Origin of the sequence: Arthrobacter sp. fls2-241-R2A-172, assembly GCF_030208885.1 — a bacterium.
Taxonomy (GTDB): domain Bacteria; phylum Actinomycetota; class Actinomycetes; order Actinomycetales; family Micrococcaceae; genus Arthrobacter.
The window spans coordinates 1-20,925 of the sequence record NZ_JARVTB010000006.1 but is presented as its reverse complement, the minus strand read 5'-3'; the positions used below and the strand labels follow the sequence as shown (position 1 = coordinate 20,925).

Sequence of the window (20,925 nt, the reverse complement as noted above, 5' to 3'; positions counted from 1 at the left end):
GGTTCTCCTAAACGGTCAAAGTTTGGTAGCTGGCGAGGCGGTCGTTAATGACCGGGAATTCGTTGCGCACTGTGCTGACCTGGTCAGGGTCGATGTCCACCAGAAGCACGGATTCGCCGGAGTCAGCCTCCGCGAGCACGTTCCCGGCCGGGTCGACGACGCGGCTGTGGCCTCCCAGTTCCACTCCTTCCTGGGTGCCTGCCGCGTTGCAGGCCACCACGAAGATCTGGTGCTCCAGGGCCCGCGCTGTGGTGAGGAGCCGCCAATGTTCGCGCCGGGCCGCGGGCCAGGCTGCCGGAACAATGACGATTTCCGCGCCGCGGTTGCTGAGCTCCATCCACAGTCCCGGGAAGCGGAGGTCATAGCAGGTGATTCCGGCCGTGGCTCCGAAGGGGAGTTCCACTACCGGCAGCGAGGTTCCTGCGGTGAGCAGATCGGATTCCTTGGACTTGTAGCCAAAGACGTGGATCTTCCGATAGGTGTGGACCACGCTGCCGTCCGGTCCCAGCAGAATGGACGTGTTGCTGAGTCGGCCGTTTTCCCCGGCCTCGATGATGCTGCCCAGGTGAAGATGGACGCCTTGTTCCGCTGCTATCCGTGCGCACATGGACACCGTGGGCCCGGTCAGCGTTTCCGCCAGGGCCTGGTATTCATCGAAATGGAAATAGCCGGCGCTCCACAGTTCCGGGAGGACGATCAGTTCAGCGCCCTTGATGCCCCGCAGTATCGCCTCTACACGGTGAATCCGTTCCTCACGGGTTTCGGAGTCCGGGCTGGCCACCTGGACGAGTGCAATTTTCATGGAAGTTCCTAACTGACGGCCGCCTAGCGGCCGTCAAGTGAGCGCGTGGGAACGATGCCCTGCGGAGCCACCTATCGGGCTTCAATGGGCCTCGGATTGCCCGTAACGCCGACTACCGCAGAGCTAAGGCGGTGAGGGACATCACGTTGGGCAACACTGTAGACTACTTGTATACAGCTAGTCTATTTCAATTTCCCTCGGACCGTAGTTCAGTGAATGCAGCTCGTATACTGAACATTGCAGAAAGGCTTTCGATGATGCAGATGACTCCCGCAGTTCAGTCCCAACCCGAAGTTGCTTACCAATGGATGAAGAGCTACATCGCGGCCTTGCCGCGGGAGGAAGAGACCTTTCTCAACGAAGCGGTCCTCGCCAAGTCCACGGGAACTTCACGCACGCCCGTCAGGGAAGCACTCCTGCGACTGGAAGCGGAAGGATTCGTCAAGCGAATCCCCCACAAAGGCGCGTACGTTCCCCCCATTTCCGATCCCGACGTCCGGGCGCTCCTCCAGGCTCGCGCTGTCGTTGAGAAGTGGGCGGTTATGGCCGTTGAGGCCATTCCGGACGGTCAGCTTGACGCGCTCCAGCGAATCATCGACCTGCAGGCGGAAGCCTTAGATGACCCCGCGCGGTTTATTGAACTGGACACCGAATTCCACACCCTGATGGTACGCGCGGGGGGCAACCCCATCCTTGCGGACTTCTACGCCTCCCTTCGGCAGCGGCAGCTACGGATTGGAGTCCGGGCGGTGAGCCAAGGAACAGAGCGGGCCCGGGACGTTCTGCGGGAGCACCTATCGATTGTCGATGCACTACGGGCCCGCAGTATCCAAGCCGCTCACGGGGCCATTGACGCACACCTGGACTCGACCCGCCAAGCGGTCATCGGCTACTAAACAACTCCAAAAGCCTCCGCTCAAACTGCCGCATGAGCGCTTAGCGCGCAGCCTCGGCTCAAACCCTGCGTACACGTCAAAGTGAGGAACGAGCCCTCAAATCGCTCGCCCGACGTTGGGGCCCATCGGACTGCCAATAGCCCACCCATTTCCACCATGGAGCGACCCCACCTCCGCTCGCGTAAAGCGACTGCATCGCACGTGCTCTAAGCCCACGCCTCGCATCTGGCCACAATCCGGCCGCAGAGCGCACCCTGCAAGGCGCTTCCTGCCCTAAAAACAACTTGATCCGCTGGTGACAAGGCTCACATGTCGGTATATAGTCTGTATACAACTCGTGGACTGAAGGTTCATTAGCCACTCGAGTGCCCGACTCTCTGATTGCATACACGCCCAGATCGCACTTCCTTAGAGGTGCTCGGCGGGAATTGGAACAACTATGAAAACTCCAACATGGAGCACCCCCAAACGCTGGAGGCAAAACCTGGTCGCCGGATGCGCCATCGCACTGATGGTTACCGTGTCCGCATGCAGCGGCACAACCGGGCAGCCGGCAGTGGACAAGACTCTCACCGTTGTAAGCGCCGCTGACGCCGCACCCAACCAGGTCTTCGGACAAAGCCAGTGGTTTGTGCCGGTTCTAGAACCCCTGGTTCGCGCAGCAACAAATTCGAGAGACCCGCAGGCGGTGCTTGCGGATACATGGCAGGTCAGCGAAGATCTGACCAAGGTTGAGTTCAAGCTCAAACAGAATGTGAAATTTCACGACGGTCGACCACTCACCGCAGAGGACGTCGTTTTTTCTCTCAAGCAGGCTGCCTTGCCTCAGAACAATTCCAAGGCATTCGCTGTCGCCGCAAAGGTCACCGACGTGGCGGCAACCGATGCTTCCACGGTTTCCGTAACTTTCGCCAGCCCTACGGCCAACATGTGGGATCTCTTCTTCCAAACCTTCATCTTCGACAAGAACACGTACAGCGGAATCGCCGACGGTTCGGTCGTAAACGGCACAGGTCCGTACAAATGGGAGTCTTGGAAGCCTGGCAACGAACTTAAACTTAAGAAGAACAGCGACTACCGGGACGCAGCCAGCGTCTCGTACGAAGACATCGACGTCGTCGTGGTCTCCGATGCCACTGCTCAGCAGTCTGCGCTTCGTAGTGGACGGGCGGATATGGCCTTTGGCATGGCAACCCAGGATGCCACCCTGCTCGGTAAGGATCCCAAGTTCGACACCGTCGAGGTCGCTTCCATGAGCGTCGGCATGGGAATGAACGTCACGGCTTACCCGTTCGATAACAAGCTCGCGCGGCAAGCAGTGGGCTATGCCATCGACCGTAAGCGGCTGATCGAGCAGGCCGGATCCGGATTAGGGGAAGCGGCGGCCACATGGTGGGACAAGGACGAGCCAGGCTGGGATGAAACCCTCAACAGCCAATACAGTTACGACCCGGAGAAAGCCAAAAAGCTCGTCCAGGAAGCCGGCGTCGCGGGGGCAGAAGTACCATTGATCTTCCCCACCAGCGCCCTCTACATGAGCTTCTACGAGATCATTGCCAGCGGCCTGGAACAAGCCGGCTTCAAACCGAAGGCCGTGCAGATTGAAGGAAATGACGCAGTCTCCCGACTGCTTCGCGGCGATCTTGGTCCCTCGTACCTTTTTTACGATGCGACCGATGTCTCAACACCTGCCACTTTGATGGCTTCCACTCCTGTTTTCAGCTCAACGCCCACTTCGCCTCAGCACTTCAGCGATCCCAAGTATGACGAGCTCCGCCTTGCGGTGGAGCAGGCATCACCGGAAGCGGCTCCGAAAGCACTCCAGGAGATCACCAAGTACCTGCTGGACGTCTCGTTCAACCACTCCCTGGTCAAGGTGCCGGTACTGGTCGTCAAAGACTCGAAAATCGATACCAGCGGCACTGGAGACAACCAGGTATTCACGAACTCCGGCTCGTTGACTGGTCTCGGATTGAAACCGGGTAAGTAGACTCATGCGCTACTTCTTTTCACATCGATTGCCACTTGCACTGTTGGTCATCTTTGTTGGCTCGATCCTCGCCTTTCTCGTTCCCCGGCTCGCCCCAGGGGATCCGGCCGCGGCCATGGTCGGTCAGAACGCTCCCCCGGATGTTTATGAGGCGGTTCGTACACAAATGGGCCTTGACCTGCCCGTCTGGGAACAGTACGTGGCATGGATGGGAAACTTGGCCCAAGGCGATCTTGGCGTTTCCTACTTCTCCAAGCAGGACGTTTCCGCCCTACTGATTGAACGACTCCCGTCCACAGTAGAACTGGCAGTTGCCGGTCTGGTTATAACCCTGCTGGTAGGTTTCGCTACCGCATCCCTTGGAGCTACGACGACTAAACCGTGGGTGCGGAACGCGATCGATGGCATCTCCAGTACCTTGCTCGCCGTCCCTGCCTTCCTCATAGGTTTGGCGCTGATCATTGTTTTCGGCATCGTTCTACCTGTCCTGCCGGTGAGCGGATCGGTGGCGGTCATCGAAGACCCCGTCAGGGGTTTTCAGTACCTGATCCTCCCCGCCCTCACCGTAGCCATAGTTCCCACAGTTGTTTTCGTTCGCCTGGTGCAACGCCAAATGCTCGATGTGAAACGTGAAGAATTCGTTGAGACGGCGATCGCCAAAGGTATTTCGGCGAGGCAGGTCAACGCGCGCCATATCCGCCGGAACTCACTCGGCCCGGCAATTGTCGTCGCAGGCGTAATCTTCGGCGAACTGCTGGGCGGAGCAGTCATCGTTGAAAACATCTTCAGCAGGCAGGGCTTGGGTTCCCTGGCCGTCACCAGCGTCGCCAACAGGGACTACATGGTGACGCAGGTCCTCATTCTTGGAGCCGTCGTCGTAGCAGTAACCATCCAGCTCATCTCAGAACTTCTGCAGACAGCCGTGGACCCCCGGGTCCGGCTAGAAAGCCCGGCCTAGCATGAAAGCAACAATCGAGAAGCAGCTCGCATCTCCTACCGAACCTGGACCCCGGGCCAGGCGCAGGGCTCCTTTGGGCCGGCGCGGTCTGACAGGACTTGTCCTCCTACTTCTGATGTTCATAGCGGCGTTCACTGTTCCGCTCATAACCGGTGCCGGAGTGAACGACCAAGCTCACGAAGCTTTGCTCTCCCCTTCGCTCCAGCATCCGTTCGGAACTGACGAAGTGGGCCGGGACATCTTCACCCGCACCTTTTACGGGCTTCAGTTGGACTTCGCACTGATCTTCCTGGCCGTGCCGCTGAGCCTTATTATCGGATGCACGCTTGGCATGCTCAGGGTCCTAAACCGCGGGCTCGGGGAACTCGGGCAACGAATCATCGACATCATCCTCGGGTTTCCCTCCATCATTCTGGGCCTAAGTGTCGTCGCGATAACCGGCCCGGGCTTCACTGCGCTGTTTATAGCGATAGTTATCGCCGGCGTTCCTGCTTTTGGCCGACTAACACGCAGCTCCCTCCTTACTCTGGAACACCGCGACTACATTCAGGCAGCAAAGGGGTTCGGCGTATCTCGTCTGCGCCTGATCACCAGGCACTACCTGCCAAACTCGTCAGGTCCTTTGCTCGCGCAGCTGACAATCTCCCTGATTAGTGCGGTCATCCTTGAGGCCAGCCTCAGCGTTGTGGGTCTGGGCATCCAGCCGCCAACGCCGAGCCTGGGAGGGCTCATCAGCACCGGGTTGAGGTACGTATACGCCCAGCTTGGGTACGTCATCGGACCGGCCCTCGTCTTCGTTGTTCTCGCCGCTGCTTTGAACCTGATCGCCGACGGCCTGAGCGAAAGGAATAGCCGATGAACCTTTCATCGAAAACCATTGAAAGTCACGTCTCAACGCCCTCGGCGGAGGCAGTCCTTACTGTCCAAAGCCTCAACGTAGTTCTCGAAAAAGCAGATCAGACCGCGCACGTACTGAAGGACGTCTCCTTTTCCGTTGGGCGCGGAAGGATAGTTGGGCTGATCGGTGAGTCCGGTTCCGGAAAATCCATGACAGCAAAGTCGGTGCTTCGGATGCTTCCCGAGGCGGCCAGAATTTCTTCGGGATCCATCAGTCTCAACGGTCAGGATCTTTTGGCTATGCCGGCATCGGCCATGAGGAACGTCCGCGGGGCACAGATGGGCGCCGTTTTCCAAGACCCGCTTTCCTCCCTGAACCCGGTCCTACGAATTGGCGAACAGGTCATCGAAGCCATCCGGGCGCATGGTGCGCCAGCAGCATCGGCGAGGGACAGGGCAGTCGCTCTTCTCCAGAGCGTAGGGATACCCAACCCTCAACTGCGGATGACGCAGTACCCTCATGAGTTCTCCGGCGGAATGCGGCAACGGGTCTGCATAGCGATGGCGATTGCCAACAACCCGTCTCTGCTGATCGCCGATGAGCCCACGACCGCAGTAGACGTAACGGTTCAAGCTCAGATCTTGCAGACACTCAACGACCTTCGCGACACCCTGGGACTCGCGGTGCTCCTCATCACCCACGACATGGGTGTTGTCTCCCAAACCTGTGACGACGTCATCGTCATGTACCAAGGCGAGGTAGTCGAGCAGGGCCCCGCACAGACGGTGCTTAGAGCGCCTCAGCACCCCTACACAAAAGCCCTTCTTGCCGCCGCACCCTCCATCGATGACCCCATCCTTACAAGGGAATCAGTCACCGGGGAGTCGCCGATCCTCGAACTGGACTGCATCTCGACAACTGTAGGACCCACTGGCGGCTGGCTTCGAAAAGACCGCTCAGTTAAGGCTGTCGATGCGGTGACCTTGCGCATACATCCAGGGGAAACCGTAGGTCTGGTCGGTGAGTCCGGTTCCGGCAAGACCACCCTGGCCCGCACGGCCGTAGGATTCATCAGTCCCTCCGCCGGAAGCGTCACTGTGGCAGGAAAAACCACGGCAGGATCCTCACGGCAGGAACGAGAGGATCAGCGCCGCATCGTTCAGTATGTTTTCCAAGATCCTTTCGCGTCTCTGGACCCGAAGATGACAATCCGACAGAGCCTGGACGAAGCTCTTGCGTTCGCCGGAGTACCTGCACCCGAGCGGAAACAACGCGCGAGCGACCTGCTGAACCTAGTACAGCTCGACCACACCTTCCTTGATCGGCTACCGAAAGAGTTCTCCGGGGGCCAACGTCAACGCGTGGTCATCGCACGAGCGCTGGCGGTGAACCCCCGCTTGGTCGTGGCTGACGAAGCCGTCTCGGCGTTGGATGTCTCGGTCCAAGCTCAAGTCCTCTCGGTCTTACGAACCTTGCAGGAGGAAACGGGGATCGGGATGCTCTTCATCTCGCATGACCTTGCTGTCGTGCGGTCAATTAGCGACAGAGTCGCCGTGATGTATCTGGGAAGAATCGTCGAAGTCGGTCCCGTGGCCGACATCTACCACTCGCCTCAGCACCCCTACACCACAGTCCTGCTGGCCAGCTCACCGTCGCTAAAGAACAATGGCCGCTCACAGCCGAAACTCCTCGGCGAAACTCCCAGCCCGAATCTCGCTCCCTCGGGTTGCCGCTTCCGGAACAGGTGCCCGATCGGGCCTCTGGTGAATACCGATCGAAAGATCTGCATGGACCAGGATCCACAGCTGGCCGGGGATGAAGCCGGCCACATGGCCGCCTGCCACTTCCCAGGCGAGCTGCGGACGGCATACCGGCAACCGACACCTGCCTGAGCGTTTAGTTCCCTATGACACCCAGCACCACCATCAACAGAAAGTCATATGCATGCAAACCATATCCGTGCCCACACCCCAGCTAGTGAAGTTCACCACAGCTGACGAAACCGACCTTGCACTGGACGTCTACTTCCCGGATGAAACTGACCGCACTCCCCGCCCGGTAGTTCTTCTCATGACTCCGTATCAGAAGCCGAACCTGATGCCAACAGAACTCCCTATTGCCGACCTGACCGCGAACGGTTACCTGTGCGTTGTCGCCGACATCCGCGGCACCGGGGAATCCTCAGGCATTTTCGAGGGCCCACTGAGCCCTCGCGAAATCCAGGACGGAGCTGAGCTCATCGAATGGCTCGCCGATCAGGACTTCAGCGACGGTCAGGTCGCTTTGGCTGGGGGCTCTTACTGCGGCGCAATCCAGATGCTCGTGGCAGCAAAACGGCCACGCGGGCTCGTCTGTATTGCACCATCTGTGGGCCCCATCGACTTTTACCGCGACTGGACACACCGCGGAGGAATCCCCTCGCACACCAACTGGGCCGCCGGCACGTTCCTTCAAGCCAACCAGCCCAACTGCTCCATCGCACCGGCCTTGGATTTCTACTACAACGTTGCCCAATCCACGCCCCTCGATGGTGAAGTCTTCTGGGAGCGATCCGCATACCGGGTCCTGTCCTCAATAGAGGTTCCGGCCCTGTTCATGGGCGGGCTCTTTGACTACTTCGGACGGGGCACCCTCCGCGCTTTCGATAACTTGAAAGCGCCCAAGCGTCTCGTTTTCGGACCATGGGGTCATCAGTATCCCGAGGACTCCTCCGAACTGCTGAACTGGCTCGCCTACTGGCTCAAGGGCGAAGGCGAGAATCCAACCGAACGTGACAACGTCAAATTCTGGATGATCGGCGCCGACGACTGGCGTTCCTCCAAAGGACGCCGCCTACCCGGCTCCCACCTTGCCGTTCCCCTGGGAGCCGAGATTCCCACTATTCCCGTCACTGAGACCTTCCGGGGATGGCCGATGAGTGCTCCGCCTTCACCGGTGCCCGTCTTCATGGACACAGGCACAAACTCGGGCATGCACCTATGGGGCGAAACGGTGACCCGTGACTTGGACATCCCGGAGGGTACGGAAATCCAGGGCGCGCCGATCTTGAAGTTGGACGTGGCATCGCCGGAATGCCGTGACATTGACCTCCACGCCAGGCTTAGCCTTGTCCACCCCAACGGGGACGTCACGCAGCTCACCGAAGCCCGTCTCCGCCTGTCACACAGAACGATCGACGAGCACGCATCCCGGTATCTTGCCAACGGCGAGATCGAGTACGTCCACCACAAACACACACAAGAGCAGCCGCTGAGTCTGGAGAGCACCAACGAAGTGTTGTTGCAATTCCAGCCCACGGGTGTGGCCCTACAGAAGGGATTCCGTCTGCGCTTAGGCTTCTCGGCCTGCAGGGCCGATGGCATCCTCCGCCCCAGCGAGATATACCTGGCAGGCCAAAGCGCCCTCCTTCTGCCCACCCTGAATCTCTAGCCGCTCCGAACGCCGAGGGCCGGTTAAGAATCCAACCGAGACCGCCCCTCGGCGTTCGGACTTCCGCCCTCTCCTTTCGGGGGCTTAGCTCATCAGGGCATCACCTATTGTTCGCGCCCCAGATAACGGCTACACCCCTCGGGCCGTAGCTGCGGGTTGCCCTACGCCGTGATCATTCTTCAAACCTCAGAAAGGCTGGCAACTCTCTTGGGGCAGGGATCTATCTGGCCTCAAAGCACAACCTCGCCCATCGGCAGCTGCGTCTGCTGATGGCGACTCAAAAGAAGGACCAAGCATGGCACGACGTGCTAAAGCCCGCCCTACGGAAGACTCTCCAGCCTGGAACCAACTAAATGAAGGAGACCACGTGTCTCTTCATACCCGGGACGGATCAACAGTCAGCGGCACTGTCGACACGTACAGCAGGGACGGTTCCCTCCTTTGGCTGCAGCTAGCTGGCGGAAAAGGCAGGAAGCTGTTCGAACGAACAGAGATCAAGCAATCCAAGCGTTTGAAGGCCATGAACAACAAGACGCGAAGAGCCTGAACTGCAAGCCAACACCCCGACAAATCTACGAAGCAGGAACTTGAATGAGGCACGAAATGTCCACCACTTCCGCGGCCGACGATGCTCACTCGACAACCGTTACGGTATCCAGATTCCACCCCTCAACACCCGGGGTCGTCGAGATCAACGTCGAAAGCGCAGATCAGTTGGACCAAGAATTAGACAAGGCGATCAACGATGTCAGTGTCGCGGCCACTAGCTACCGCATCGGCATCATGGTCACGCGCCTTTCCGCCGGCCGCTACATTGTCCGGGCGCACCCCGAGGTTCCATTCGGTCTGATTCGCCAACGCCATAAGTAACCACTGGGCTGAGCGTCCGTCAACGTTGAGACGTAGGTGGGGGCAGCCATTCGTACAGTAACTCTTCGGCCGAGCCGTACACCAGCTCCGGGCCTCTACGTGCAGTCGGTGTCACACCACACCCCTCCGTGCCTTCCACGAGAAGGGAATCCGGGCGCTTAGGAGAGGACGACCCGACGCGCCAAGGCGAGGAAAGCTGCCCCCTCCCCGGAGCTGAGGTTGCCCAGCATTCTAGACTCCACCCGTGTCACCAAGGGCGCCATGTCCGCCACCACTGCTCGGCCCCGGTCGGTCACGCATAAAACCTTGCGTCGCTTGTCTGCGCTGTCGCGCTCAATGGCGACTAGCTCCCGGTCCCGCAAGCGGGCCAACAATGGAGCCGCCGTGGACTTGTCCAGGCTGGCAAGACCGCCCAGCGTTCCTTGGTCGATCGGGCCATGCAGGACCAGAAGGACCAGGGCCGTGTACTGCGGCCCCGTCACATCAAAGTCCGACATCACCTCGTGCCAGAAGCGTGTATAGAGCTGATTCAGTTGGCGGCTAAGGGGACCGGCGCCGGCAATCGTCTCGGCAATGTCAACAGTCAAGGACTCCTCCAAACATATTAGGACGTGTACGTAGTATATGGTTAAGTAAATAGGACGTACACGTCCTATAGATGGAGGTTGATGGTGCGACTAGTCGTAGGCATAACGGGAGCTACAGGAGCCCCGATAGCCGTTCGAATGCTTGAAGCACTGCGGGAGCTTGGCGTGGAAACTCACCTGGTGGTGAGCAGATGGGCCCGAGCGACCCTCGCTCAAGAGGCCGGCATCTCGGTCAAGGCCCTGCAGTCACTGGCATCGTTTGTCTACAGTCCGGAGGACCAGGCTGCCCCGATTTCGAGCGGGTCGTTCCGCGTCGACGGCATGGTCATCGTTCCGTGCAGCATGAAAACCCTGGCCGCCGTTCGGGTCGGTTACGGCGAGGGGCTGATTGCCCGGGCAGCGGACGTGGTGCTGAAGGAACAACGGAAACTCGTTCTGGTCACGAGGGAGACACCGCTTTCGGTAATCCACCTGGAGAACATGCTGGGGCTCGCCCGCATGGGTGCGGTCGTCATGCCACCGGTTCCGGCCTTCTATAACACCCCCAAGACGATTGCGGACATGACCGAGCATCTCGTTGTGAGGGTTCTGGACCAATTCCAACTGGACATGCCGACCGCCCGCCGCTGGAACGGCCCTGAGCCAGTGCGCCGACAACATCACAGCGCAACCGCTGCAAAACCACGCGATTAGGAAGAATGCAATGACAAATTCCCAAAGTTTTCGCGACTTTGTGCAAGATCTCCTGACGGTGGAAGACGCCGTTGAAATCACCACCCCGGTCAGTCCGCACCTGGAGGCAGCGGCCATTACCCGTCGCGTCTATGAGACCCGCGGACCGGCACCGCTATTCTGCTCACTGACCGAGGGAGAAACCGGATTCCGTATCCTTGGAGCCCCCGCCGGGATGTCTCCGAAAGCCAAAGGGGAGCACGGGCGACTGGCTGCGCATCTTGGACTCGACCGCACAGCCGGTCCCCGCCAAATCGTGGAGCATCTGATCCGGGCGATGCACGCTGACCCGGTTCCACCCCGAATTGTTGAGTCCGGCCCGTGCAAGGAAAACATCTGGCGCGGGGACGAAGTGGATCTTCGAAAACTCCCTGTTCCTCTGCTGCATGCCGAGGACGGCGGCCGCTACCTTGGCACCTACGGTTTCCACGTCGTGAAGACGCCCGACGCCAGCTGGACAAGCTGGTCAGTCGGGCGGACGATGCTTCACGGGCCAACTACCCTCGTTGGACCAGCCATGCCGGAACAACACATCGGCATCATTCACAGCATGTGGCGTGACTTGGGCGAACGCACGCCGTGGGCCATGGTGCTCGGCGCGCCCCCAGCAGCCTTGGCCGCCGCCGGCATGCCCTTGCCTGCGCACGTCAGCGAAGACGGCTACGTTGGGGCCCTCACCGGGCTTCCCGTCGACGTCGTCGAAACAGAGCAAGGCGGCCTGCAGGTGCCGGCTACCTCCGAGATTGTCCTTGAGGGATGGATTTCGGCTGAGGAAATCGGCCCGGAGGGACCAATGGGCGAGTATCACGGATACTCCTTCCCCGAAGGCAAGCTGCAGCCGGTCTTTCATGTCGAGACCATCACGTTCCGTGACGAGGCCATTCTCCCGATCTGCGTGGCAGGACTACCTCCCGAAGAGAATCACACGATCTGGGGGACCATGATCTCCGCAGTGGCGCTTGATGTCCTGCGCCGGGCCGGCTTGCCGATCTCGATGGCCTGGTGCTCCTACGAGGCCGCCACGTGCTGGATTGCGCTGGCCGTGGACACCAAAAAGCTCTCGCACCGGATAATCACGGAAAAGGAGTTCGTCGATTCCGTCGCGAAGGTCTTGTTCGATTCGCACGCGGGTTGGCTTGTCCCCAAGGTCATCCTCATCGGCGATGACGTGGACATCACTGACATCAACCAGGTTGTGTGGGCGATGGCGACACGCCATCACCCCAGCACAGGAACATATCTCTACCCTGAATCCCCCGGAATCCCCATGGCGCCCTACCTGACTGCCATAGACCATGCGGCCGGCTCCGGAGGAAAGGCAATCACGAGCTGCCTTTTTCCCGGGGAATTCACCGGGACATCCTTGGCTCGGGCGGCCTCTTTCGGCACATCCTTTCCGCAAGAGCTTCAGGAGGACGTACTGAGCAAATGGACGGCCTACGGCTTCGCAGCTGACTGATAGCTGCATAAAAGCCAAAATCCCGATATGCCGCCAACAGCTTGATTGGGCAAGCCCGCTGGATGAAGTCTCGAACGAGGCTTAGCCTTTTGTAATCCAATATTGTGTTGGGGGGACAGGACCTGTGTCTGGCTTCATGGCTGGATGCTCCGGACATCGGGGAACCAGCCGGCGGGAGCTTTCTTAGGCTCGAGGTGTTCGGGATCCCGGTGTGTTTTCATGTCGCATTTGTGGAAGGGGCCGCGCGGGTCCAGCAGGATGCTCATGTGGTGGTCTGCGTGGTCTTTCCACCAGACGCTCATGCCGGTAGCGCCGTCGAGTCTGAGGTGTTCCCATGCCCTCCACAGTGCCTCTATGCGGGAGAGGGCTTCGGGGTGGAAGTACCATTCGATGCACCACTGAGCTGAGCGGCCATCAACGTTGCGCACGTAGGTCGGGAGCAGCTGCTCATGCAGGAACTCCTCGGCCGACCCGTACACCAGCTCCGGTGCTTTAGGTTCCACGGCGGACTGCTCCGCAGAAACTCCCGCGTCTCCACTGCCGGGAACTGGGGCGAACAGCCCAATGTCGTTTGTCATCGGGAAGCTCCTACTTTGTAACCCAAGGGTTGGTTGTCGATGCAGCCGGCACAGCCTCATCGGGTTCTTCGGGGCGTGGGCTGTACTTCTTGATGGATGCCTCCACGGCTTCCTTGTGGGGTCCGGTGTACCAGGGCATGGTGCGGACGAGCGTGGCGGGTGCGCCGGAGGCGAGGACGACGGCGCGGCCACGGTCCAGTTCGGCCAGGTTGGAAACGTCGAAGATGCGTTCCTTGCCTTCTTGGCGTGAGCGGCTGGAGCCGGACTTACCGGAGGAGGTGGAGACGTTGATGTAGCTGTAGTCTCCGATCAGGTCCGAAAGTGCACGGAGGAAGCCTTCTTCTGCCACGCCGCCGCCGTAGACCTTGACGTTCGCCGCTGACCAGATTTTCCGCATGTTCGCTTCGCCCCATAGCTCGACCCCTTGGGACCAGGACTGCAGGATCCCCATGACGATCAGGCCTTTGGAGCCGTAGTGGCTGAACTGGTCCGGGAGTCCTGCCCAGCGGACGACGTTGGCCAGCTCATCGAGGGCGAACAGTGCAGGTTTGGGGAGGCGGCCGCCGTTGCGTTCGGCGCGTTCTTCCATGGCCTCAGCGATGGCTACCGTCAGGGCGGTGGTGAGGGGTGCGGCGGAGCCTGCACCTTCTTTGGAGAGGATGTAAATCGTTTCCTGGGACGTGGCGAAAGCATGCGGGTTGAACTGCCGGCGGCTCTCGGTGGCCACCGTTGCCCCACCTGTTGGGGCGACCCAGCGCAGCGTGTTCCGGCTCTTGAGGCATTGGATCATCTTTTCGGCCGTGCCGAAGATACCGTCGCGCTGCTTATCGGCCAGCTTCAGCGTGGATTCAAGGCCCTTGTACTGCAGCTCGTAGTCATGCTCCCGGAGGATCTCAATAGGCTCTTGGCTGACCTGTTCGGTGACCCAGATGTAGACCTGTGTGATGGGCAGGTCCCCGAGCGCGGCCGCGAGGAAGTACGAGGACAGAATGTCCTCTGCCTTGGGATCGAAGTAGGCGTCCGGCTTGGACCCGGGCACGCGGGAACCGACGGAGAAGTGCTGGGTGAGTTTGTAGGCCTTCTCTTCGTCAGTGACGTAGGAGAGCGGGTTCCACCACCAATCCGGTTCTTCCTGGGCGATCTTCTGCGGATCGAACACCCACACCGGAGCCGTGGCCTCGCGGACGCCACGGGTGCCATCCACGACGTCACGCTTGTTCGACGTCGAAACCACGGCGCCGGGTGCGTCCAGAATGGCGGGCATGACCCGTGAGGTCGATTTACCGGTACGGGGACCCCAGATATCGAGGGACAGGTCTTCCCAGGACTGGATGAACTTCTGGCCCGTGGAGACGACCTTGCCCACCACGATGCCGGGAGTGTCAGTGACGCCCAGACGCTCGGCGGTCGCCTTCGCCCCTTTTTCCGAGAAGGCGGCCAACGACTTACCGCGACCGAGGTACCGGGCAGCCTTATCGACGCGGGCACGCTTGGACGCACCCTTCCGCCAGGCCACCAGCACAACGATGGTCAGGGCCACGACCACGGCGGCCATGAGGCAGGCGACAACCGTGGCTTCGGTCGGCCACGGCACCCGGCCCTTGATTAGGCCGGCGATCAGATCGATGGGGTGGGCTGGTGGTGCGGCGATGCCCGCCATCCAGGATCCTAGGTGCAGGGCACCATAGGTTCCGCCGCCGAAGACGACGATGAAGCCGATGGCCAGCCAGACCAGCAGAGCATCGCCCATGCCCATTCCTTTACGGTTTGGTGCGCTCATTGGGTGCCTCCTTCAATCGGCAGAGCCGGGGCTGCGGATTCGAGCAGGGTTTCCGATGCTGCATGCCATTTGCCGTCGGTGTCGTTGACGCCTTCCGGGCCCTTCTCCAAGGAGGTGAGCCCGACCTGGACGGGGATCCCGGGACGTCCACCGACCTTGATGAGGAACTTTCCCCGGCCCGGAGGTTCGACGTCGACGCCGCGTGAGTCCCACGCGGGCGGGTCCTGCCAGCCAATGAGTTTCTGCTGCTCCTGCCGGGACAACGGAATAGCGGACGTCAGCAGAGGCATCTCCGAGGCCGGAAGACCGCCGCAGATGACCATTCCGGAGCGTTCGACGAATCCGCGGGCTTTCATCCGGTCCTCTTCTGCCGGCAGGGCCAGCAAGTCGGACATCGTGTGGGAGATCATGATCTGCCCGACACCCACGGAACGGTTCAACCGGGTCAGCGCGTCCACACGGTCCACCATGCCCTTACCGGCCCGCAGCGCCCGCCACAGCTCGTCCAGGACGACGAAGTAGTTCCTACGCGGTTCCAAACCTGCATCGGCGAGGGCGTTGGCGACGTTGACCGTGCCGAAGCCGTAGGACCAGCATGCGAGCAAGATGGCGGCCTGCAGGTCCGTCTCGGTCTCGTCAATGCTGGACACGTCAAAGACCACGGCCCGGTCACGGACCATGGGCTGGCTGGTCTGGCGGGAGAAGATTTCCCCCAGCTTCCCGCCACCGGTCAAACCGAGCAGGGTTGCCTCCAGCGCCCGGGTTTCCTGCAGGTAGATGTTCATGTCGCCACGGTCCAGGGCGACCTGCCGCAGCTCGTCAGGTGCGGAGACGATGACGTCCAACAGGTCCTTCAACACCGGCACACCGTCGAAACGGTCATCGAGGACCCGCAAGGCACGGTCCAGGATCGTTTGTTCCTGGTCGGTGGGCGGGTTGTTCCGGCTGATCGTGATCAGCGAGACCACCATGGTCAGGCGGCGGCCGTGCGCGTCGGCACGAACGCGCGCTGCGTCTTCGTGGTGGCCGTTGTCTTCAAGGAGCTGGGCGGCTTCAACAGCCTGACCCGGGTCAAGGATGTTCAAGTACCCGACACCGCGACCAAGACGGATAACCTGCCCGCCGAGTGCCCTAACGGCTTTGACGTGCTCGCCCTTGAGGTCACCAAGGATCAAGGGATGAACACCTTGCGCGGAGAGTCCGATGAACATCCGCCGCACGACCGTGGACTTTCCCAGCCCGGGCTTTCCCAGGATGAACGCCGAGGGGTTCGAAATCAGGCGCGCGCGCTGGAACCAGCTGATCGGGTCACAGCAGACCGTGGCCTGGGTTTCCTCGTGGCGTCCCAGCGGGACGCCGATCATGGGCGAGGACGCACCGGAGGAAAACGGCCACAGGCCGCACACCTGAACCGTCGTTCCCCGGTACTCCTTCACGGACGGGACGAGCTGGGCCATGCCCCCGCCACGACCGGGCCAGCCACGGGCACCAGGCCCGGCCTCACGCGGCTGCTTCTCAGCCTTCTTCGGCGCAGCCTTCGCAAAGGAAGTGCTGTGCTTCGAGGAACGGGCGAAGAGTTTCGGGAAGGCCATTACAGAGCATCCTTAATCTCGGACGGGACCATGCTGTGCTTGGGCAGCACCAGACCCAAGGGCAGGGACGCGGCGAACGCGGTGTCCTGCGAACCGTAAGCCCGGCGCAGCAATACCCGGGCGGTGCCGGAGGTCTGCTCCACGGCCGCTACAGCGTCCGCGAGTCGTTCCCGGTCGGTCACGGTGGCGGTGACGACCATGCCGAAGTTCACCAGCCCGGCACCCTGTGCTTCTTCCTGCGCGGTCTGTTGCGCTGAACGGGCATCAACCAAGGCACGTGCGGACGGACGGGTGCCGGAGGTGATTCGGACGTTGGCGTTGTTCTGGTCCCGCTCCACCACCGCAGCGGCCCGGGCCGAGTCCATTGGACGGTACAGCAGCGAGACGCGCTTGCGGTCAATGTCCCCATGCGGGGCCAGCAACCGGGACAGGACCGAGGAGTTCACAGATCCACGCGGGGCACCGGTCATGGTCCAGGACGCGGAGAACGCGGAATCGTGCCGGTAGTCATCCCAGCTTGCCTGCGTTGCTGTGGGGCCAACCTCGCCCCAGCTCAACGACACCGGAGACCCAGCCGCGTGGGCTTCATCAATGATCAGCGCTGCCGGAGGATCGTAGGCGATCCTCACAACCTCGCACAGCTCCTGCGCGGACATGGGCCGGGCGATCCCGGCACCGGTGGACTGCAACCGTGCCGACAGGCCGGGGATCCGGGATGCCAGGTCGCGGGCAACATCTTCCGGTGTCCGCTTCTTGGCACCGGCACGGATTGCGGAGTTGAACGTCAACGACACCCAAGCGCGGACCGTGGCCGAACCTTCCGGGTAAGTGTCCACGACCTCGTTGAGCATTTCCCGGGCGAACTCGGGTGCGTCCGGGTCGATGTTCATCAACACTTCGTTCCTCAGCCGGTACCCCGAATCCGGCGCGGTCTCCACCGTCACCGCTGCGGCGTCCAGCCCGGCCTCATCGGCCAGCCCGGCGAGCCAGCCGCCCCAGTTAGCGACCCACGCATCGACCTGCTCCGGATCCACCAGAGATGCCCCGTCGGGTTCGGTCGAGAAGATCACCGTGAAGTGGCTTGTGGTGGGCACGTGCAGCAGGGCGAAGGGGCGCTTGTAGGAGTCGGTGAATTCGTACAGGGTCGACTTCGCGGCCAGGCCGGGGAGCTGGTACATGCCCCATTCGGTCACTCCGAGCGGTCCGGAGCGGTAGAGGTTCGTCCCGGACGATTTGGAGACCTTGAAGGCCATGCGGGTTCCGGCGCGGTCAACGACGGACTGGCCATGCTTGTCCTTGACTGTCAGCAGCAAGGCGCTGACACCGGCAAAGGCAAGAACGCCCAGGCCGGCGAACAGGCCCCAAATAGCGAAGCTCACAATGCCCAGCAGCAGCCCGGCAAAGACGATGGCGGTGCCGATCGCGCCGAGGTTGGCCAGTCCTGCTGAGCGCGGTACACGCCAGTTGCCGTAGGACGGTTCTTTGTATTCGGTGCTAATTGCTGCCACTGGGGCCCTCCCCGGTTGAATCCTGCGCGGTCTTTTCGATTGCCTGCGACGTCTTGGACGCCACCTTTGCTCCTGTTGCTACAGCCACGCCCACGGGACCAGCTGCGGCTGCTCCCCCGCTGGCTGCGGCCGTTCCTGCACCGGCACCAGCTGCCGACCCTGCGGTTCCGGCGCCGGCCGTACCTGCCTTGGCTGCTGCAGCCGTCCCCGCAGCCCCACCCGGACCCGTAGCACCCGGGATAGGCTGGCCCCCGCCGCCGCGCGGGCCTGACGTTCCATCGCTGCCCTTTGGCGAGCTGCCGGTTTGCGTGCTTTGGGTGTTCGACGTGCTCGTTGACGATGATGGGGTTGGTGAGGCGTTGCCTCTGCCGCTCCCGCCACGGCCCAGTGAAACAGCGCCGGTGGCAATGGCCCCGACAGCTGCACCTGCCCCGGCACCTCCACCGGAGGCAACCGCACCGACCATTGGCGTTACAAAACGCATCAGGGCGGGCAGGGCGAACAGCGCTACGACCATCAACGTGAAACCGGTGATCGAACCGATCAAGGCGTCTTTCCCCTCGCTCTTCCCCATGAGGAGGAACGCCACCGAGTAGACGATGGCTGCGGCGGGTTTGTAGGCGATGAAGGCGATGGTCCAGCCCACTGCTTTTTGGAACCACTGCCGTCCCATTTCGGTGTTCGTGAACGCGGCTGTTGTGGGCAAGATGCCCGCCAGAATTACCAACATGCCGCTGCGCACGACCATGAGCACGATCTGCACGAGGGACGCGAGCAGGCCAATAAGACCCAGAACGATAAGGATGAAAACCCCGACATCTGTCTGACTTGTGGAGATCAACTGCTGCAACGACTCGGCAAAGCCCTTGCCGTCCGTGGAGCGGTCGATGATCGCGGCAGAGAAGGCGTCTGTGGCGATCACCAGGATCGAAATCACTCCAAGGCCCAGGCCGGAAACCAAGGTGAGCGTGACGAGGGAACGGAGCAGGTCCTTCAGGGGCGCTCCGCGCTGCTCCCAAATCAGCCTGATGCCGCCGAGGATGACGGCCAGGACTGCCAGAGCCAAGGTCCACGGCATCAACTCGCTGTTGACTATGGAAACAACAGGGCTTGCCGTCGAACCGTCTTGGCTAGTTAGGTTCACCGTCGGAGTTGAGACCCAGAAAGTAGACAGTGTCGTAACCATCTGACTCATGCCCTCGAGAATGGCTTTGGCCATGTTGCCCATGGCGTCATCAGTGAGGCCGGAGATCCAATCTCCAACCGGGTTCCATACCGGCCTCATGCGCCGCTCCAAGGGATAAATCCTGAAAGATCGCGGATCTGGCGCGGTTCTTCTAAGGGGGCACCGCTGTCAGCGACGACGCCCTTCCAGTCCCCGTCCTGCCAGAGAAGGGTTGTGCGGACGGACGCAAGAGCGCCGGTGTCAGCTTTGAATGCCAGCTCTACCACCGCTTGGTTCGCTGTGTATGAAACGTTGAAGCCCGCGATCTGAACCTTTACGTTTGTCGGCGGCGCAGCCGTTTGGGAAGCCTTCATGCCTGCGTCTCGGCCAGGGCCTTTAGCTGCAAGCTGGTCAGCAATGGCACGTTCTTTTGAAGGATCGCTGCCAAGGGCCCAGAGGTTCACTGCGGCGTATAGCGCCCCTCGCGGAGAGTGGGCGAAGCAAGACCTTATGCCTTGGTCATCGGTCTTGCCCGGGCCGACTTTGGGGTCTGTCGGGGCCGCCATGGTTCCAACGAGTTCCCACTTACTTGCCGGAGCCTTCCCCAATGCCGTTTCGTTGGAAGCCGGCAGTCCGCAGACGCTCTTGCCGGACGCGGCGGATGCGCTGGGATCAGCTGTGGCGGAGTTGCTGGATTCTGCCGGTGCTGGTTGGGCGTTTCCTTGTCCTTTGGGGATCAGGAAGATAACGACTGCTGCTGCGATCAGCGCGACCACCAGCGCGGCAGCAATGATGAAACCGGGTTTGGTGAACGGATTGCTTTCGGTGGTGCTCTCTGTTGACTGGCTCAAGGGTGAACCTCCCGTTGTTGGTGCTGGCTTAGACGAAGGCGCGGACGATGCCTGCGGCACCGGTGATGATGATGCAGCCGAGCAGGACCCAGCCGAGCTTGGCCAGGGACTGGCCGCCTTCGCCGCGCTGGAGCTGGATGACCATGGTGATGCCGACGATGATGACGCCGAGAACGCCCAGGACGAGGCCGATACCGGAGGCCCAGTTCAGGACGGTGAGCAGGCCGCCGGCTTCTGCGGGGACGACCGGCGTGGGGTTGGGGATGGTGCTGGTGGTGATGGCGGTGATCGAGTTCATGATGTGACCCTTCAGTGGTTGGTGCTTGGGCTGGTTTCGGTAACCAGGGCGGTTACGTCGGTGATGAAGCGTTGGTATTCGCGGCCTGTTGGTGTGGTGGTGGTGTCTCCGTGCCGCCATGCTTCGACCCAGGGAAGGGTCCAGAGGCGGGGCGCTCCCCCGCCGACGATGGCTGTGAAGTCGCGGAGTGCTTTGGGTGTTTTTCCTGGTGCGTCCGCGAGGACGGCTAGGCCGAGCAGCTCCACAGCGGGTGCGGCTCCTGATACCCATTGGGTCAGGGCGCATTGAGCTGTGGTGAGGCCGTGCATGTCGGCGCGGCAGACCAGCAACACGCGGGGCTTGCTGCGGTCCTGCAGGATGGGCCAGCAGTGCCCGGTGGGGCGTGCCCCGTCGAGCAGGTCAGCGGTGCGGCTTTCACCGGCTCCGCCGTGGCTGCCGACAATCCACAGTGCTGCGGTCCCGGTCATGGTGCGGCTTGCCAGACGATCTGCGGTGTCGGGTTCGACCATGCCCTTCAGAGGTGCGCTGATCACGGCGGCCGGCGGGACGTGCACGTTAGGTGTTTCTTCGATGCCCTCGTCCGGGCTGGTGA

At 61.3% G+C, this 20,925-nt stretch carries 19 protein-coding genes; 9 read left to right on the top strand and 10 right to left on the bottom strand.

Features of this window, described 5'->3' with window-relative positions:
- Nucleotides 1–7: 7 nt before the first annotated feature.
- The gene (locus QRM57_RS12115) at nt 8–802 is read right to left on the bottom strand and encodes a carbon-nitrogen family hydrolase (RefSeq protein WP_284986787.1); all 795 of its coding nucleotides are present in this window, start codon (nt 800–802) and stop codon (nt 8–10) included.
- Nucleotides 803–1,065: 263 nt separating this feature from the next.
- Between QRM57_RS12115 and QRM57_RS12110 the strand changes: the two genes are divergently transcribed.
- The 7 genes from QRM57_RS12110 to QRM57_RS12080 all read left to right on the top strand — a co-directional run bounded on the left by QRM57_RS12110 (nt 1,066) and on the right by QRM57_RS12080 (nt 9,783).
- A complete protein-coding gene (locus QRM57_RS12110) occupies nt 1,066–1,698 on the top strand; it encodes a GntR family transcriptional regulator (RefSeq protein ID WP_284986786.1) in 633 nt (210 codons plus the stop codon).
- Between the two features lie 439 nt (nt 1,699–2,137).
- The gene (locus tag QRM57_RS12105) at nt 2,138–3,688 is read left to right on the top strand and encodes an ABC transporter substrate-binding protein (protein WP_284986785.1); all 1,551 of its coding nucleotides are present in this window, start codon (nt 2,138–2,140) and stop codon (nt 3,686–3,688) included.
- A gap of 4 nt (nt 3,689–3,692) precedes the next feature.
- Nucleotides 3,693–4,646 carry an ABC transporter permease gene (locus QRM57_RS12100; RefSeq protein WP_284986784.1) on the top strand — a complete coding sequence of 318 codons (954 nt, stop codon included), beginning with the start codon at nt 3,693–3,695 and terminating at the stop codon, nt 4,644–4,646.
- A gap of 160 nt (nt 4,647–4,806) precedes the next feature.
- Nucleotides 4,807–5,505 (top strand): ABC transporter permease, encoded by a 699-nt coding sequence (locus tag QRM57_RS12095; protein WP_284986783.1) that lies wholly within the window; start codon nt 4,807–4,809, stop codon nt 5,503–5,505.
- A complete protein-coding gene (locus QRM57_RS12090) occupies nt 5,502–7,376 on the top strand; it encodes a dipeptide ABC transporter ATP-binding protein (protein WP_284986782.1) in 1,875 nt (624 codons plus the stop codon). Before QRM57_RS12095 ends, QRM57_RS12090 begins: the two co-directional genes overlap by 4 nt.
- Before the next feature lie 52 nt (nt 7,377–7,428).
- Nucleotides 7,429–8,913 (top strand): CocE/NonD family hydrolase, encoded by a 1,485-nt coding sequence (locus QRM57_RS12085; RefSeq protein ID WP_284986781.1) that lies wholly within the window; start codon nt 7,429–7,431, stop codon nt 8,911–8,913.
- Nucleotides 8,914–9,504: 591 nt separating this feature from the next.
- Complete coding sequence (locus QRM57_RS12080) at nt 9,505–9,783, top strand: hypothetical protein (RefSeq protein ID WP_284986780.1); 279 nt, start codon at nt 9,505–9,507, stop codon at nt 9,781–9,783.
- Nucleotides 9,784–9,941: 158 nt separating this feature from the next.
- Here the strand turns inward: QRM57_RS12080 and QRM57_RS12075 are convergent, their stop codons facing one another.
- Nucleotides 9,942–10,370, bottom strand: a complete 429-nt coding sequence (locus QRM57_RS12075; protein WP_284986779.1) for a MarR family winged helix-turn-helix transcriptional regulator — start codon at nt 10,368–10,370, stop codon at nt 9,942–9,944.
- A gap of 81 nt (nt 10,371–10,451) precedes the next feature.
- On the opposite strand from QRM57_RS12075, the gene QRM57_RS12070 reads away from it, so the two are divergent.
- Nucleotides 10,452–11,063: a UbiX family flavin prenyltransferase gene (locus tag QRM57_RS12070; RefSeq protein ID WP_284986778.1), complete on the top strand. Its 612-nt coding sequence runs from the start codon at nt 10,452–10,454 to the stop codon at nt 11,061–11,063.
- Nucleotides 11,064–11,073: 10 nt separating this feature from the next.
- Nucleotides 11,074–12,561, top strand: coding sequence for a UbiD family decarboxylase (locus QRM57_RS12065; RefSeq protein ID WP_284986777.1), 1,488 nt, complete (start codon nt 11,074–11,076; stop codon nt 12,559–12,561).
- A 134-nt stretch (nt 12,562–12,695) separates the two neighbouring features.
- Here the strand turns inward: QRM57_RS12065 and QRM57_RS12060 are convergent, their stop codons facing one another.
- The 8 genes from QRM57_RS12060 to QRM57_RS12025 all read right to left on the bottom strand — a co-directional run.
- On the bottom strand, nt 12,696–13,139 hold the full coding sequence (locus QRM57_RS12060) for a DUF4913 domain-containing protein (protein ID WP_284986776.1): 444 nt from the start codon (nt 13,137–13,139) through the stop codon (nt 12,696–12,698).
- Nucleotides 13,140–13,149: 10 nt separating this feature from the next.
- The gene (locus QRM57_RS12055) at nt 13,150–14,919 is read right to left on the bottom strand and encodes a type IV secretory system conjugative DNA transfer family protein (RefSeq protein WP_284986775.1); all 1,770 of its coding nucleotides are present in this window, start codon (nt 14,917–14,919) and stop codon (nt 13,150–13,152) included.
- Nucleotides 14,916–16,511, bottom strand: a complete 1,596-nt coding sequence (locus QRM57_RS12050; RefSeq protein WP_284986774.1) for a putative type IV secretion/conjugal transfer ATPase — start codon at nt 16,509–16,511, stop codon at nt 14,916–14,918. The genes QRM57_RS12055 and QRM57_RS12050 overlap by 4 nt, the downstream gene beginning before the upstream one ends.
- Nucleotides 16,511–18,019 carry an SCO6880 family protein gene (locus QRM57_RS12045; RefSeq protein ID WP_284986773.1) on the bottom strand — a complete coding sequence of 503 codons (1,509 nt, stop codon included), beginning with the start codon at nt 18,017–18,019 and terminating at the stop codon, nt 16,511–16,513. The genes QRM57_RS12050 and QRM57_RS12045 overlap by 1 nt, the downstream gene beginning before the upstream one ends.
- The gene (locus tag QRM57_RS12040; RefSeq protein WP_284986772.1) at nt 18,006–19,304 is read right to left on the bottom strand and encodes a TrbL/VirB6 family protein; all 1,299 of its coding nucleotides are present in this window, start codon (nt 19,302–19,304) and stop codon (nt 18,006–18,008) included. The genes QRM57_RS12045 and QRM57_RS12040 overlap by 14 nt, the downstream gene beginning before the upstream one ends.
- Nucleotides 19,301–20,035 (bottom strand): DUF8175 domain-containg protein, encoded by a 735-nt coding sequence (locus QRM57_RS12035; protein ID WP_284986771.1) that lies wholly within the window; start codon nt 20,033–20,035, stop codon nt 19,301–19,303. Before QRM57_RS12035 ends, QRM57_RS12040 begins: the two co-directional genes overlap by 4 nt.
- 28 nt (nt 20,036–20,063) lie before the next feature.
- Nucleotides 20,064–20,333 (bottom strand): hypothetical protein, encoded by a 270-nt coding sequence (locus QRM57_RS12030; protein ID WP_011777317.1) that lies wholly within the window; start codon nt 20,331–20,333, stop codon nt 20,064–20,066.
- Between the two features lie 11 nt (nt 20,334–20,344).
- On the bottom strand, nt 20,345–20,925 hold a 581-nt coding region (locus QRM57_RS12025), incomplete at its 5' end, for a DUF6668 family protein (RefSeq protein WP_284986770.1).